Below are 14881 nucleotides of genomic sequence, written 5' to 3'. Positions count from 1 at the left end.
AGGCCGCGAGACCCTACCGCTGGACCTACGAAGGCACCCCACTGAAGACAACTTGATCAACACCCCTCCACGAACTTCTGCGGAGCGGCACTAGGTGTTGCGGGTCAGGAGGTTGGTGGCGTGAGTTGTTGGCAGATCAGTTGGTGAGCAAGTTGCGCCGTCGCGAGCAGGTCCTCGCGAGCCGTGTCAACGTTGGACCGCACTGACAATCCGTGCCAGACGGATTGGATGAGCCCGGTCAGGACCGCTGCGTTGGTGCCCGCGGTTAGCTCTCCGTCCTGTATCGCTCGCTCGATGCGCACGAGGAGGGCCTGCTCGTTCGAGCTGTGCAGTTCGGCGACGTAGGCGCTGGTATCGAGCGTGCTCGTGCTGTCGGTCATCACGGCACTGCTGATGAGACACCCCGGGTGCGTGCCGCTTGGCTGGGTGAACTCGTGGACCGAGTCGGTCAGGATGCGTTCGATGACGGTTTGGATGCAGTTCTCGGCGACAGCCTGCTGGTAGATCTCGCGGTACCGCTCGGCGTAGATCCGCACCGCTTCCTCGAACAGTCCGGCCTTGCTGCCGAAGGCGGCGTAGAGGCTGGACGTGGAGAGCCCGAGGGCCGCGGCCAGGGTGCGGGTCGAGGTGCCGGAGTAGCCGCGTCGCCAGAAGAGGCGAGCGGCTTCGAGGACCGCACGATCGCGGTCGAAGGCTCGGGGGCGTCCACGGTTGCGTTCGGTCACGCTTGCATTGTAGATCGTTCGCTCCATAATAGATTTATGGAGCGAACGATTCAGAAGAAGCTTGCAGTCGACGGGGACAGCTGGGTCACGGTCGATGTTTACGGGGAGCCGGATGCTCCGGGCCTCGTCGTCGTCCCGGGAGTCATGAGCGATGCGCACACGTGGCGCCGGGTTGTGGGCGCCATCGCGGCCTGGCCCTCGGTGGTAGTCGTAAACCGTCGGGGACGCACTCCCTCGGGGCCCTTGACCAATTCCTACTCGCTGCGGACAGAGGTCGAGGACCTCGGTGTGGTCCTTGACGAGTTCGACAGCACGAGGGCGCTCTTCGGCTGGAGCTACGGCGGCTTGATCACCTTGCTGGTCGCCAACGATCGCCCGATTCCCCATGTGATCGCCTACGAACCCGTGATGCAGCCATTCGGACGCCATGCAGTGCCGGACCTGAAGAGCGCAGCGGAGACGGCGGACTGGGATCGCTGCGTCGAGATCGTCAATCGGCAGATTTCCGGCTTCTCCGCTGCGCATGTCGAGGATCTTCAGGCGGATCAGCACGGTTGGGCGATCTTGCGTCGCTTGAGCGAACCGCTGTACGCCGAACTCGGCGCGCTCAACGCGGCGCCGCCTCCGGATGTGATGGCGGGACAGGCAGATCAAGTGGACCTGATCATCGGCCAGTGCAACCGCGGAACAGCCCCCTACGGAACGTCGTTCGACAATGTGCGGCAGCACGTCGCTCACGCCGGAGTTCACGAACTCGCCGGACAGGGCCATCTGGCCCACATTCAGGCGCCGGCAGAGCTTGGCCACCTGCTCAACACCCTCGCCGCCATCTGATGGGCACCCATGCCAACGCACCTCTCTCCATTGAGGGCCGCAGGCGACTTGTCGAGCGATGCAAGTCACGTCCGATCGCCCACGTTGCCGCGGAGATGGGCATCTCCAGGGCATGCGCCTCCAAGGGGGTCAACCGGTACCGTCGTCAAGGTGAGCTCGGCCTGCACGACCGGTCCTCCACACCCCACAGCCACACTGGGCGAGGTAGTGGAACGGATCGAGCAGATGGGCCGAAACCACAAGTGGTCCGCAGGATGGATCGCCTTCGACTCAGCCAAACCACGCACGCCGTGAGCCGTCGCACCGTCACCCGGCACCTCGCCCATCTCGGTCTGAGCAGACGACGATTCATCGACCCCGATGGCCACACCACGCGGAAACCACGCACAATCACCGCTCGCCGACCGGGTCACATGGTGCACATCGACGTGAAGAAGGTCGGACGGATACCTGACGGCGGCGGATGGCGCGCCCACGGCCGAAACAGCGATCACTCCCGGGCAGTCAGCCGGAACAAGAAGAAGACCGGCCGTGGAGGGTAGGTGTACCTGCACTCGGCGATCGACGGAACACACCCGCCTCGCCTGCACCGAGCCCTTGCCGGATGAGAAAGCCTCGACGGCGTTTGCGTTCCTGTACCGGGCCAGGGCGTGGTTTGCCGTAGACGGCATCACCCGGATCGAACGGCTCGTCACCGACAATGGTGCCTGCTACCGGGCAGATGCGTTCACCCGCGCCCTACTCGGCTCACGGCACCAACGGATTCGACCGTACACGCCCCGGCAGGACGGGAAGGCGGAACGGTACAGCCGGATCCTGGCCGAAGAGTTCATGTACGCGCGTACCTGAACCTCCGAAACACAGCGCGCCCAGGCGCTGGCGGTTTGGAACATCCACTACAACTACCACCGACCCCACACCGCCCTCGGCGGACAACCACCCGCGGCAACACTCGGGCAGACCGTCACCAACGTCATGTCCTCATACAACTAGGCTCCCGTGTAGTTGGGGGAGGTGTTCGAAGCCTCAACGCACAGGCACAGGAGTCGCGTTGCTGCCGGGGCGGGGTCAGTCCTGGGGGAACCCAGATCGGCATCGGCATGATCGTCTTCCGTGCGCTTCTGACTCCCGTCGTCAGCATCCACATGATCGGGTGCGAGTCATGTGCCCCAGCGCAGCATTCGCACGGCGTTGTCAGGCGTTGCTGCGGAGGTGTGGCATAACCTCCTGCCACTGCTCGGGTAGATCAGATGGCAGTCGGCCGGACACCAGCGCTCATTGATCAGAGGGCACAGGCGTTTCCGCCTCATGTGGTCTCCGTGGGCGGGGGAGTGCACACGTCGACCGCTTACCGTCTCGGGCCGTCGCGCCAGCCACCTGGCGAACGCCCCGGAAAAGACTTCCTGATGGTCTCCTGCCCAGCGGGAAGAATCCCGGATCTCGGTTTTCCAGACGCGCGCGGGCGGGCAGTGGTGGTTGCGAGCGTGTGCCGGGCGATGGCGCATGGTGTGCAGGCCACATCTTGATCGCTCCGGCGGCCAAACCCGTGCGGCTGCGGTTCACCCGGTCGAGCGTCTGCCCTCCCCCGGGGAGGAGATGATCGGGGTGAGGCAGAAGACGCGGATGTCCCGGTCGGTGCGGTCGGCGTAGGTGTCGTAGAAGGGGATGGCCAGCAGGATGCGGTTGTGCTGCTGTTCCTTTTCGTGGACGGTGAGTTGGCGGGCTCCGACCTGCCAGGAACGTCCTTGTGCGGTGACCGTGGCGTGGGGGTCGTGCAGGAGGTTGGTGCTCCAGGCCGGGTGGTGGGACCGGCCGAAGTTGCTGCCGACCACCAGCCAGGTGCCGTCCGCTGCCCGATGCGCGGCCAGGGGGGTGGCGCGTGGGGTTCCGCTGCGGTGACCGGTGGTGCCCAGCACGATCGTGTCCAGGACGAGCCTGCTCGGCAGCAGCCGGCCCCGGGTCAGGCGGTGGACGAACAGGTCGCAGTGCGGCAGCACTTGAGGGGCAACCCGTAGCACCGCACGGCTGGTGGCGAGGCGGGCGAAAAGGGAGTGGGGGGAGTGGGTCACGGGGCCTCCTCCGTCTTCGCCAGCGGTACGCGCCGGTAAGGCTCGCTCTGGGCGGGTCGTTGGTCGGGATGGCCGGCGGAGGGCCAGGCCGCGCAGGCTCGTTCGGCCATCGCGGTCACGGTGAGTGCGGGATTGACGCCGAGGTTGCCGGGTACGGCCGAGGCGTCGTTGATGTGCAGGGTCGGGTAGCCGTGGACACGGTGGTAGAGATCGGCGACGCTGGTGGCGGGGTCGCTGCCGATCGGGCAGCCGCCCAGCAGATGGGCGGTGACCGGCAGGCCCAGGGCGGTGTTCCACAGCAGCGCGGCTCGACCGTCGATGTGCTGGGCGTAGTGGTGCGCCATCGCCTCGGCGGTGGCCAGTCGTACGGGTTCGGGCTGTGGGCTTCCCGGGTGGAGGGTGAGCCTTCCGCGTCGGTAACGGCTGGTCAGGTGGGAGTCGCCCTGCTCCATGGCGAACAGTACGGCGGTATGCCGGCCGAAGTCCCGCCAGGAGAGCCCGGCCGGTCGCGCGAGCAGTGCGGCCGGATGCGAGCCCGGTCCGAGTCGGCACAGCTGGACCAGGAGGTCGGGGTGGGGTCGCAGCGCGGAGCTGATCGCAACGCCGGGTCCGACGTCGAAGCCTTCCGCGGACACGGCGGCGAACACTTCGCGGTTGGTGCGGGTGCGCGTGCCCAGTGAGGGTGACAGCTTCGGCAGGTAGGGCCGGGAGCGGTGCAGGAGTTCTGCGGTGCCCCAGGCCCCGGCCGCGAGAACGACCTGATGCGCCGACAGTACTGCGCGGCGCCGAGCGATACCGGTGCCGTGGCGTGTGTGCACGCGCCAGGTGCCGTCCGACTGCGGTACCAGTGTCCGGGCCTCGGTCAGGGGCCGGATGTCGGCTCCGGCCCGTTCGGCGAGGTGAAGGTAGTTGTGGTCCAGGGAGTTCTTCGCGCCGACGCGGCAGCCGAGGGTGCACCGGCCGCACTCCGAGCAGCCGGCGCGGGCCGGCCCCCGGCCGTCGAAGAAGGGGTCCGCCACTGCTCGGCCGGGTGGGCCGAAGTGGATGCCGACCCGGGTGGCATGGACACCGTCGGGCACCCCGAGAGCGTCGGCCGTTCGGCGCAGGGCGTCATCCCCTGCCGCCCGCCGGGGGACGGCTGTGGTGCCCAGTATCCGTTCCGCCAACGCGTAATGGGGGGCGAGTTCGCCTTCCCAGTCCAGGGACGGGTCCCAGCACGGGGCACGGAATACGGTCGTGTCGGGCCGGTAGTGCACCCCCGCGTAGACGAGGGATCCGCCGCCGACTCCGATGCCCGTCAGCACGGTCAGCCGACGCCGCACCCGCAGATGAGCGATGCCGCGCCAGCCGAGCCAGGGCGCCCACAGCAGACGGTGCACCTGCCACGGGGAGGCGGCGAAGTCCTCCGGCCGCCATCGTCGCCCGGCCTCTACGACCGTGACGCGGTAACCCTTCTCCGCCAGCCGCAGCGCCGCGACGCTTCCGCCGAACCCGGAGCCCACGACGAGCACTTCGCGCAGAACCACCGCACCACACCTTCCGCTACGGCGGGTACATTACCGGTCACAGTATGTGTGCATGATCCGACCCAGAGAGGGCTCGTGGCTGTCTCCGCGCCTCCCACCGCCGTCCCGACCGCTCCCGGAGCACTGCCCCTGCTCGGGCACGGCCTGAAGCTCTTGTGCAACCCGCTCGCTTTCATGACGTCGCTCAACGAACTGGGCCCCTTGGTGCGGATACGGGGCCCTGCTTTCACACCCGACGTCTATCTGGTCAACTCGCCGGAACTCCTTCACCAGGTCCTGGTGACCGACGCCCGCAGCTACGCCCAGGCACGGATCACCGCCGGAATCGGCTCTCAGTTCGGCATCAGCCTGGTGATGGACATGAGCTTCGACGGACTGACGCTCTTCGCGTCGCACCTGCGGCACCGCCGTGCCGTGCAACCGGCCTTCCACCCCCACCGGATCGCCGCCGGGACACCGGCGATCCGGCAGGCCACGCAACAGACCATCGCCGGCTGGGCCCCCGGCACCACGATCCGCGTGGACAAGGAGATGGCCCGCCTCGCCTACACCGTCAACGCCCGTGCCGTATGCGGCGACACACCAGCCCTCGACCAGGTGACGGCCATACTCGCGGCTCTGAGCTCCCAGACCACCTCAGGCATGTACTGGCGCCTCGCCCTCCCAGGACTCGCCCACGTCAGGCACGTACCGGGCACCGGCAGGTTCCTGAGGGCCCTGTCCGGCCTGCGCACCGCCGTCGCGGCCTCCCTGGCCCACCACCGCAGCCGGGGTGCGACCGGCGCCGATGTCGTCTCCCAGCTCCTGAGGGCCCGCTACCCCGACACGGACGAGCCGCTCGACGACCAGCAGATCATTGCCGACACGCTGTTCCTGCTGTGGGCCGCGACCCACGGCCTCAAAGACGTACTGCCCCACGTTTTCTACGAGTTGGCGCTTCATCCCGACGCCGAACAGCGGGTGCACGAGGAGATCGACTCCGTCCTGCAGGGGCGGCCCGTGCAGGCCGAGGACCTGCCCGCGCTCGCTTACACCCGACGGGTCGTCAAGGAGACCCTGCGTCTGCACCCCGCTCCCTGGATGCTGGGCCGGCGCACCCTCGTCCCCGTACGCCTCGGCACTGCCGAACTCCCGGCCGGCACCGAACTCGCCTACTGCACCTACGCGGTGCACCGCAATCCCGCAGTCCACCGGGAGCCGCTGCGTTTCGACCCCGACCGCTGGCTGCCCGAACGCGCCAAGAGCCTGGCACGCTGCTCCGACATCGCCTTCGGCGCGGGGGTGCGCAAGTGCATCGGCGACGCCCTGACGATGAACCAGATCCTCACCGCCGTGGCCACCATCGCTGCACGCTGGCAGCTGCGCACCGTACCGGGACACCGCTACCGGCCGCGCGCCCGCATCGTCATCTCTCCCGGCCCGCTGTCCATGACCTGCCATCCACGCGGCTGCTGATCGGGACGAGAGCGGTGCCCTGCCGCCGGCAGGCATGCGCGGCCAGGACATGTGCCAGACGTCCGGGGTGGCGGTGCGCCGCCGCGGCCGGCTCCTGTGCAGTGGCCGCGTGGGCGACGTCGTACCCAGCTCCAGGTGGTCCGAGTCGAGGTCGGAAGCCGTACGCCGCACCTGCCGCACGCCCATGTCGCCGGGCACCAGCCTCCAGCGGTCCCACCTCGCGCCCGGCCTCGACAACGGACAACTACCGCTGCTCACGGTGAGTTCGGCGGTACTTCGGTCAGGGACGGTCGTTGGGCTGGTCGTGATCGACAACGACTTCCCCATGAAGACCATGAGCGGGCGGACGAGCCGCTGGCGGTTCGCCCTGGCCCTGGCCCCCCTGCTCGTCGGTGCCTCGGTCCTGCTGGCCGGGAGCGCAGCAGGTGCCGTCTCCGTGGCGTTCGCGGGGGAGGTGCCCGTAACGGTCCATGCGGCGCGGGTGTCCGGGTCGGACGTGTCGGCCTCCCCGGCCGCCTCCGGCCGTGGCGGACTGCTGCCGGCGCTGACCACGCGGATGGAGCAGGCAACCGTGGAGGACGCCTGCGTCACCTCCACCGCCCGCCTGCCGATCATCGGAGCGGTGACAGCCGTCGTGCGGATCAAGCACGCCTCAGCCTCTGGCCTGACAGTGGAGGCGGGCAAGGCCACGGCCAGGTCGGTGAAGCTCTCCGGAGCTCAGTTCAGCACCCCGCGAGTGTCCCTGGAACGGCCCACGGGCCTGTTCACCGTCGGCGCTCGGAAGGTCAGCGGCAGCGATGTGACGACGCAGCCGCATGCCTTCACAGCCGGGACGATCACGTCCCGCTGTGTCGCCATCGAGATGCGTCAGGGAGAGGGCCGCTGCGAGCCGGGAGCCACCCGATGACCACAGCGACTCGACTCGGTTGGCGAACCGGGTGGCGAGGGTGACGTCGCGGCCGCCCGTTCGCGGCGGGGCTGCTGTTGGGCCTCGGCGGACTCGAGCTGATCTGCGTTTCCTGGGTGGGACTGGGGTTCCTGCGGTTCACCGGCACCGCGGGCGCCGCCTCGTGGGCCCTGGGCGCCGTGTTCGTCGTAGCCGGGGTGACGACGTGGCGCAATCCGGCCCTGCGCTGCTTCTCCGGTGTCCTGGCCGCAGTGCTGTCCCTGGTCAGCCTGGTCGCAGCCAACCTCGGCGGCCTGCTGCTGGGCTTCCTGCTCACCGCCGTCGGTAGCGCCCTGGCCCTGGCCTGGGTTCCCCAGCAGGCACCATCGACCCCAGAAGAGGAGGCGTGAGGTGAGGTCTCCCGCCGTTCCCCGCACCTTCGTCTACCAGCGCAGCGGCATCCACGATGCGTCCTTGCGCCGCGGCTACGAGGCGTGCCGCCGCGCCACCCGTGCGACGGGCGAGATCGAGTACGCCGTCTCGCTGCTGCTGCCACCCCCGCTGCGGACCGCCACCTGGGCGCTGTACGGCGCCGTCCGGGCCGTGGACGACCTGGCCGACGCGCCCGGATCCGCCGGCGAGGCGGATCCGGGGCGGGCCGGGCGGTTGGAAGCGTGGATCTCGGCGTTCGACACGGACCTGCGTGACGGTCGCAGCAGCGACCCGGTACGGCAGGCTCTGATCCACACCATGCTGACCTGGAACCTGCCGCCGGGATTCCTGCACACACTGTTCGAGGAGCTGCGCCAGGACGTCAACGGACGGCAGTTCGCCACGTGGCAGGAGTGGCGGCGCTACAACAGTCTGATCAACACCCCGCTCGTGCTGCGCGCGGGCTCGCTGCTGTTGCGGGCCGCGGGCCTTTCCATCGAGCCGGAAGCGATCGCCGCGAGCGTGCCTGAGGCGGCCGTTGCCTGGCAGACCGCCGTCGAGGCGATCTACCTCACCGACGCCCTGGTTGATCTCTGCGACGACCTCAGCCGTGGCCACGTACCCCTGCCGCAAGAAGCCCTGGACGAGGCCCGCGTGCGGCAGGCGGACCTGCTGGCCCGGCGCGCCACCCCGCAGTTCGAGGAACTGGTGCGCCGCCTGGCCGACCGGGCCCGCACCTGGCTGGACCGCACGCCCCTGCCGCCGGTGCTGCACCCGGCGATCGGCGTCGCGCTCGGCGCCTACACCGACCTGTACCGGCTGCGCCTGAAGGTCACGGCCGATGTCCCCGCCGCGCTGCTGCACCGCCGCCCGGCCCTGCCGCGAGGCGCCCGGCTGCGCCTGCTGCTGCCTGCCCGGGCGAAGGCCGCGCTGGCGTGGAGCCTGCTGCCTTTCCCCATCCAGCCCTGCCCGCCGCAACTCGCCCCGGCAATGGCGCCCGAAGGGCCCGGTAAAACCGAAGAGACGCCGTCGTCCGCCGCCCAATCTCAGTCGACCGTCCCTCCACCTCCCCACCCCTCCGGCGCCCGCCCGCCCCAACTGCCCGGCGAAGCCATGCCCCGCCACATCGCGATCGTCATGGACGGCAACGGCCGCTGGGCCACCGCCCGCGGCCTGCCCCGCACCGACGGCCACCGGCAGGGCGCCGAGGCACTGGTCGACGTCGTCCACGGTGCCCTGGAGATCGGCCTGAAACACCTGACCCTGTTCGCCTTCTCGACCGAGAACTGGAAACGCCCCGCCGAGGAACTGCAGACCCTGATGTACGAGATCCCTCAGGTCGTGCGTCGCCTGGTGGAGGAGAGACTGGACCTCCGCGTGCGCTGGGCCGGAGTACGTTCCCGCCTCCCGACCGACGTCATCGAGCAACTCCTCGAAAATGAGCGGATCACCCGCGACCGCACCGGACTGACCTTGACCATGTGCGTGAACTACGGCGGCCGCGCCGAGATCACGGCAGCCGCAGTGAAACTCGCCCAGGAAGCGGTCGCCGGGAAGATCGACCCCGGCTCCATCTCCGAGCACGCCTTCGCCCGCTACCTGCACGTCCCCGAACTGCCCGATGTCGATCTGCTGCTGCGCACCGGCGGCGACCAGCGCACCTCCAACTTCCTTCCCTGGCAGGCCACCTACGCCGAGTTGCTGTTCCTCGACACTCCCTGGCCTGCAGTGGACCGCCGCACCCTGTGGGACGTGATCGAGCAGTACGCCCGGCGCACCCGCCGCTACGGCTCGGTCGCCCGCATCCCGCCCCGACCTGCCACCTGAGTGGGCAAGAAGCACCGACGACGTGAGTCGCGGTCATCCTCGTATCCGCACCTTCTCACCACAGGGCGGTGATCAGCTTGCCGATCTGACGCGGGCTCAGCCCGCTGAACGGGACACCGGTACCCCATCGGCGGCGCCACCACTGGCCACGGCTACGCCAGTAGACCGGCGACATCGAGCAGGTCCGCATCCTCTGCTTGCGCACCGTGATTATCGTCGCCTGCATCGAGGTGTAGCCGGACACAGGGGCTTCAGGTCGTCAGAAGGCGCGTCCGGGCTCGACGCCCCGCGGCAATCCGTGGATCCCGGGCACGGTGACGGAGCCGTCCTCGATCAAGGGCGGGCAGACGCTCCAGTCGGCGGCGATGCGCATCACCTGATGTTCCGTGGGCATGGCGCCCTGCCAGGCGTCCCATTCGGCGTCTACCCAGTCCTGCCGCACCTCTTCGCGTCCCACCAGTCCGACGCCGAGCTCCCTTTCGATGGCGGTGGGTTCTCCCAGGCGCAGGGGAACGTCACCTGCCATGCCGATGTAACAGTAGGCGCGGGTCAGTTCACCGGATTCGACCTTGGCCCAGGCGTGGTACTCGCCTATGCGGTCGGTGCCGAAGTACTGGAGGTCCCCGACACGCGCGGCCAGCGTCCGCAGCCAGGTGGGAAAGTCCGGGTGCGTGGCGTCTGTCTCGTTCGTCAGATGGATCCTGCCGTGGGCGAGTGTCCACTCCGGGACGGGTCTGGCGACGAAGACACCGTGCCGATAGGCGAGTTCGGTGCCGGTCTCCCAGTCGACGCGCTGCCGGTGCTGCAGGTCGAGGGCATCGGCCACCTCTTCCGGCCCGGCGTCGTGTACCGCGAGCCATGACGTCTTGAAACCGAACGACATGAAGCCTCCCACCGTGGCGTCCCTCGACCACGCGGGATCATCGCAGACGGCACTGACAACGGCCCTGTCCGCTTGCCGCCTCGGTGGTGCCGACGTTCTTGAAGCCGTGCACACGGGAGCGGTTCGTCGTGGTCGGCAGTCAGTAATGGCTCTGGCCCACTTCGCGGTGAGAACGAGTCTGCGGTCAGTTCTCCGTCTCTGCTCCCGACAGCTCACTGAGTAGCCGTACTCATGTGCCGAGTCCGTGACCGCCGCATGCTGACCTCAAGCGGTTGACAGTCCGTCATGAGCACCGGTGGTGAGTATGGAAAGCGGAAATGAGCCGTCGACCGGTCAGCAGCTTGGGGTCGGCCTGGCGCTTGTCATCCTCGACTTGATGGTCATCGCTTGGTTGGTGTTCCGCTATGGGATGACAGGCTGGGCCGACAGCTACGACCGCGACAACTTGCCCGATGCGCCCAAGATGGCGTGGCAGGGAATGTGGCTGCTGGTCGGGGGTGCAGTGGTCACAGGTGGGGGCCTCCTTGCCATGCGATGGCGCGGCCCGGGCATCATGCAGTTGATCGTCCTGGGAGCCGGAGCAGGACTGCTCGCCGTCTTGGCCCTTTCTGACTAGGTCGCGTTTGCAGCGAAGTCTCCTCCGCACTGCTGCGTAGAAGGTCGAATCCCGCGCGGCCGAACATCTGGCGCTTGAGCATCTTGATCCTGTTGACGTGGCTCTCCACGAGGCCGGAGTTCGCGGACAGGCTGAGGCTGACGGTGTCGAGGTGGCGCAGGAGGTGCAGAGCGAGTCGGGGAGCCGGTCGCTGCAGGTGGGTGAGCATGTGGCCGAAAGAGCGCATGTGCTCAGCGAGTGCCGTCAGCTCGGGGCAGTTGGCCAGGGCGGCTTTGAGCTGGAGCCGGTCGGGTTCAGGGAGGACGTCGGGGTGGGTGAAAATCCAGCGTGTGACGGCGCGGGCCGGGGGCGACCGGTTGGGGCTTGCCGTTCTGCCCACAAAGTCACCGGCGCTGGCGTCCCACGTGGGCAGCTCTGTTCCCTGCTCGCCTCCCACAGGTTCCAGGCGTTGGTGCAGCCGTAGTCGTCGGGATGATCAATTCCAAGGGATGACTGCGGAGGGTGTGGGGTGGCCGGCGGCCGAAGCCACCGCGAGACGGTCAGGCGGCGGCCTGCCAACCCTGGTTGTCGAGGTGGCGGCGGGCGGTCAGGCGTCAGGGTCGACTTCGGGGTGTGTGAACCGCACGGGCTTGTCCAGCGACCGGGCGTAGGCGATTTCGGCTCGGGTGCTGTCTCCGATGTAGTCGCCGACTACGAGCACCTCGTCAGCGAGCCGGATCTTCGCCTGGTGCAGATCGTCGAGTCGAACCTTCAGCGCCTCGGCCTCGACAGGATCGGACCACAGTTCGTGCGGCGACTTCATGTCACAGCCCGGTTTGACGACAATCTTTCCGGCCTTGGTCTCCCGCACATCGGTCTCGTTCATCTCGGTCATGAAGCGGGTGGAGCCGCAGATCACGACGATGGGCGGGAGGCTCAACAGCTTCTTCGCGTCGGCGAGTTTCTCCTCGGGGGTGCGCAGTTGCGGGTATGACACTGGTTCCTCCTGGTGGTGTGGTCCAAGGGGTGCCTGAGGAGACGAGAACAAGGGCGTCCAAGATCGTCTTGTGACGAACGACGTGGACACCCTCGCGACAGCACCCTATGCGCCGACCAGCGACATGCTGAAGGAGCGTCCCGACCTGGCGCCGTGGCACCCGCCGGTCGGGATTGCCCCTCGCCTGAGCGACGCCGAACTGGTCACCCTCGCCGCGATACAGGCCACACTCGGCTACACCTCCGAGGCCACATGGCTCCGCCATGCCCGTGCCCACCCCCTTCCCTTACCTGCACCAACAGCCCGGCTACGACAAACGGCTGCGCAAGGCCGCCGGTGTGATGCGAACCGTCAACCGGATTCCGGCCACCACCACCGCGGTGCGGAGCGACGACGTATGGGTCGTGCACTCCACTACGGCTACTGCGCCAGCCACAGCCGCTTTGCGAGAGCGCCTGCGACAGACTCTCGTCGGCGACAAGAACTACTTCCGCTGTGGTTTCGAACGTGAATTGTCCGAGCATGAGGTTAAGTTGCTGCGGCCTGCCCGTACAGATGAACGGGAACGGCCCGGCGTAGCCCTGTGCAAGCTGCTGCGACAGGTCATCGAATCGATCAACGAGACCTGCCAGGGACAGGACCTCGAACGGGACCGAGGGCGCACACAGGGAGCGATTCAATAGGGGGGAGGATGCCGCGCCCGGCGCGTCCACTGCGGCTTGTCACCCGGGAGGCTGAATTGCACGTCGGGTGTGGGCGGATGGCGCATGGAGGCGGACTGGTCAGGAGATGCAACGAGGAGGGGGCGTTGCTGACAGCAAGGAGAGCGCGTGTGAGTGCCGTCGCGTTCAGTGCCGATTTCTCCTCGGAACGCCAGTGGGTCGCGGGCCGGTCCTGGGCCTATCCGGACGGGGGGCCCACCAACCAGGGCGACAACAAACTCGATTACCTCACGACTGACCCTGCCTACTCCCGGCTGGGCACGTTCAGGGCCCGGCGCAGGGCGGACGGCCTGTGGGACGCCGGGCTGCTGACCACCGAGGGAAGTGCCGAGGGGTTCATGGTGCGTACCGGGGACCACCTGGAGACCACCGTACGGCTGCCCACCCAGCTGGGTGCATGGCCCGCCATCTGGACCTGGCGGGACGGCGGCAATGAGGTCGACGTCTTTGAGTACCACCCCGACAACCCTGACCTTCTGGAGCTGACCAATCACGTACGGCAGGGCCAGAGTTATGTCCGTCACGAGGCGGTGCGCCCGGGGGCCGTCCTCGATCTGGGCGTGACCTTCGGCCGGCACAGTGTGGTGTGGACCCTCGACGGTGAGCAGATCTTCGCCGACGGACGGGGCGTGGGCTCTGGCTGGCAGGCCTACCTCATCGTCAACCTGTCGGTGTGTGCGGGCCGTTACCACCCCGCCCCTCAACCCGGGACTGCCGAGATGTCCTACGAGGTGCGCCGTCTAGTGGTCACCAGGCCGTACGGGGACCATCTGACGGACGACCCGTCCGAGGTGGACGGGCCTGCGGACGGCCCGACGGAGGGAACTTGACCCGGATCGGGTTCCCCTTGCCGTACTACCCGCCACTGCCGCCGGACCAGCGATACGTGCTGCTGTGGATCGTGTGGACGGGGGGCGTTGGCCCGCATCGCATCCCGAATTCTGTGGATCGAAGCCCCGCACTGCCTGGACACCCCGTACTACCTGGCCCTGGACAGGGCACCGGTGCGCTACCCGCGCGGCTTCCTTCGCGCCGGCGGGGTGGCCGTCCTTGCCCTGATCGTGGTCGGCGATCTTCTCTTGACCACCCACTGACCGCCACACGCCTCCAGGCCTGCCGGCCTGCCGGCCCGCTCGCCCCACCAGCGGTCCGGATGCGCGGCGAGACCGATGCACGGGCCACCGGGGTGCGCGCCGGGCAGGAAATCTCCACCGGAATAAGCGCTCTTTTGAGCGCTTAACGACGGCTGCAGTTCCTGAAACGCTGCGCCCCGGGTGGGGCAATATCTGTGGCGGCGAGGTGAGGGTTTGGCCCGTCATGCGGAAAGTGTTTTTGCCGTAATCGGCAGGGCGGAGCCGTTTACCGTACTCGGCCCGCCACATCGTGCTACTGTCGATCTCAGTTGCAGTTGTGGTTCCCAAAAACTTCAAGCGTCTTCGCCGGTATTTTCAGCCGCTGGCGGCGTTTTCGTATGGCCGGTCGTTTTCCGGACGGGGCATCATCGCGGCGACCCGGTATCCGTGCATCGCGGGTCCCGGCGTACTGCCCAAGAGGAGATATGGCATGGCATCAGGCACTGTGAAGTGGTTCAACGCGGCCAAGGGCTTCGGCTTCATCGAGCAGGACGGTGGGGGCGCCGACGTGTTCGCCCACTTCTCGAACATCGCCGCCCAAGGCTTCCGAGAGCTGCTCGAAGGCCAGAAGGTCACGTTCGACATCGCGGCGGGCCAAAAAGGCCCGACGGCCGAGAACATCGTCCTCGCCTGACGCTGACGCGCACTTCGTAGCTGGGGCCCGCATCCCTCGGGGTGCGGGCCCCAGCTACGGACATTTCCCGCAGTGGTGTGACCTGAAGGACGAGAAGCGCCCGCAGTCCCTGGTCCAGGGACGCGCGCCTCGTCCAAGGCGTAACCGGTAGGCGTCCGGCGTC

15 protein-coding genes and 2 pseudogenes are annotated in these 14881 nt (G+C 68.1%); 11 read left to right on the top strand and 6 right to left on the bottom strand.

Annotated features, from left to right (window positions below):
- Positions 1 to 104: 104 nt before the first annotated feature.
- Positions 105 to 725: a TetR/AcrR family transcriptional regulator gene (locus ABZT06_RS47095; RefSeq protein WP_355755294.1), complete on the bottom strand. Its 621-nt coding sequence runs from the start codon at positions 723 to 725 to the stop codon at positions 105 to 107.
- Positions 726 to 761: 36 nt separating this feature from the next.
- Here ABZT06_RS47095 and ABZT06_RS47090 point away from each other — a divergent pair, with 36 nt between their 5' ends.
- On the top strand, positions 762 to 1559 hold the full coding sequence (locus ABZT06_RS47090; RefSeq protein WP_355755292.1) for an alpha/beta hydrolase: 798 nt from the start codon (positions 762 to 764) through the stop codon (positions 1557 to 1559).
- Positions 1559 to 2552 (top strand): annotated as a pseudogene (locus tag ABZT06_RS47085) (IS481 family transposase). The gene ABZT06_RS47090 and the pseudogene ABZT06_RS47085 overlap by 1 nt, the downstream one beginning before the upstream one ends.
- Positions 2553 to 3118: 566 nt before the next feature.
- Here ABZT06_RS47085 and ABZT06_RS47080 read toward each other — a convergent pair.
- Entirely contained in the window at positions 3119 to 3628 is a 510-nt protein-coding gene (locus ABZT06_RS47080; RefSeq protein WP_355755290.1) for a nitroreductase/quinone reductase family protein, read from the bottom strand.
- Positions 3625 to 5154 (bottom strand): GMC family oxidoreductase, encoded by a 1530-nt coding sequence (locus tag ABZT06_RS47075; protein WP_355755288.1) that lies wholly within the window; start codon positions 5152 to 5154, stop codon positions 3625 to 3627. The genes ABZT06_RS47080 and ABZT06_RS47075 overlap by 4 nt, the downstream gene beginning before the upstream one ends.
- A 75-nt stretch (positions 5155 to 5229) precedes the next feature.
- Here ABZT06_RS47075 and ABZT06_RS47070 point away from each other — a divergent pair, with 75 nt between their 5' ends.
- From ABZT06_RS47070 to uppS, 4 genes and pseudogenes are all read left to right on the top strand, one after another.
- Positions 5230 to 6609 carry a cytochrome P450 gene (locus tag ABZT06_RS47070; protein WP_355755286.1) on the top strand — a complete coding sequence of 460 codons (1380 nt, stop codon included), beginning with the start codon at positions 5230 to 5232 and terminating at the stop codon, positions 6607 to 6609.
- A 109-nt stretch (positions 6610 to 6718) separates the two neighbouring features.
- Positions 6719 to 7516, top strand: coding sequence for a DUF6230 family protein (locus ABZT06_RS47065; RefSeq protein WP_355755284.1), 798 nt, complete (start codon positions 6719 to 6721; stop codon positions 7514 to 7516).
- Between the two features lie 56 nt (positions 7517 to 7572).
- Positions 7573 to 7905 (top strand): annotated as a pseudogene (locus tag ABZT06_RS47060) (DUF6114 domain-containing protein); the annotation flags it as partial.
- 1 nt (position 7906) lies between these two features.
- Positions 7907 to 9754 carry a polyprenyl diphosphate synthase gene (gene uppS, locus ABZT06_RS47055; protein ID WP_355755282.1) on the top strand — a complete coding sequence of 616 codons (1848 nt, stop codon included), beginning with the start codon at positions 7907 to 7909 and terminating at the stop codon, positions 9752 to 9754.
- Positions 9755 to 9809: 55 nt separating this feature from the next.
- Here uppS and ABZT06_RS47050 read toward each other — a convergent pair whose 3' ends face one another.
- Complete coding sequence (locus ABZT06_RS47050; RefSeq protein WP_355755280.1) at positions 9810 to 9959, bottom strand: hypothetical protein; 150 nt, start codon at positions 9957 to 9959, stop codon at positions 9810 to 9812.
- Between the two features lie 54 nt (positions 9960 to 10013).
- Positions 10014 to 10637 carry a hypothetical protein gene (locus ABZT06_RS47045; RefSeq protein ID WP_355755278.1) on the bottom strand — a complete coding sequence of 208 codons (624 nt, stop codon included), beginning with the start codon at positions 10635 to 10637 and terminating at the stop codon, positions 10014 to 10016.
- A 304-nt stretch (positions 10638 to 10941) separates the two neighbouring features.
- Here ABZT06_RS47045 and ABZT06_RS47040 point away from each other — a divergent pair, with 304 nt between their 5' ends.
- Positions 10942 to 11253, top strand: a complete 312-nt coding sequence (locus tag ABZT06_RS47040; protein ID WP_355755300.1) for a DUF6234 family protein — start codon at positions 10942 to 10944, stop codon at positions 11251 to 11253.
- Between the two features lie 586 nt (positions 11254 to 11839).
- Here the strand turns inward: ABZT06_RS47040 and ABZT06_RS47035 are convergent.
- On the bottom strand, positions 11840 to 12229 hold the full coding sequence (locus tag ABZT06_RS47035; protein ID WP_355755275.1) for a hypothetical protein: 390 nt from the start codon (positions 12227 to 12229) through the stop codon (positions 11840 to 11842).
- A 263-nt stretch (positions 12230 to 12492) separates the two neighbouring features.
- On the opposite strand from ABZT06_RS47035, the gene ABZT06_RS47030 reads away from it, so the two are divergent.
- The 4 genes from ABZT06_RS47030 (at position 12493) to ABZT06_RS47015 (ending at position 14718) form a co-directional block, all read left to right on the top strand.
- Positions 12493 to 12912 carry a hypothetical protein gene (locus tag ABZT06_RS47030; RefSeq protein WP_355755273.1) on the top strand — a complete coding sequence of 140 codons (420 nt, stop codon included), beginning with the start codon at positions 12493 to 12495 and terminating at the stop codon, positions 12910 to 12912.
- Positions 12913 to 13061: 149 nt separating this feature from the next.
- Entirely contained in the window at positions 13062 to 13781 is a 720-nt protein-coding gene (locus ABZT06_RS47025; RefSeq protein WP_355755270.1) for a beta-glucanase, read from the top strand.
- Positions 13782 to 13868: 87 nt separating this feature from the next.
- On the top strand, positions 13869 to 14045 hold the full coding sequence (locus ABZT06_RS47020) for a hypothetical protein (RefSeq protein WP_355755268.1): 177 nt from the start codon (positions 13869 to 13871) through the stop codon (positions 14043 to 14045).
- Positions 14046 to 14514: 469 nt separating this feature from the next.
- Positions 14515 to 14718, top strand: coding sequence for a cold-shock protein (locus ABZT06_RS47015; protein WP_007387007.1), 204 nt, complete (start codon positions 14515 to 14517; stop codon positions 14716 to 14718).
- Positions 14719 to 14881: the final 163 nt, after the last annotated feature.

This window comes from Streptomyces sp. NPDC005483 (genome assembly GCF_040606035.1).
Taxonomy (GTDB): domain Bacteria; phylum Actinomycetota; class Actinomycetes; order Streptomycetales; family Streptomycetaceae; genus Streptomyces.
Note: the sequence above shows the minus strand (reverse complement) of the source record. Positions and strands in the feature narration are given on the sequence as shown.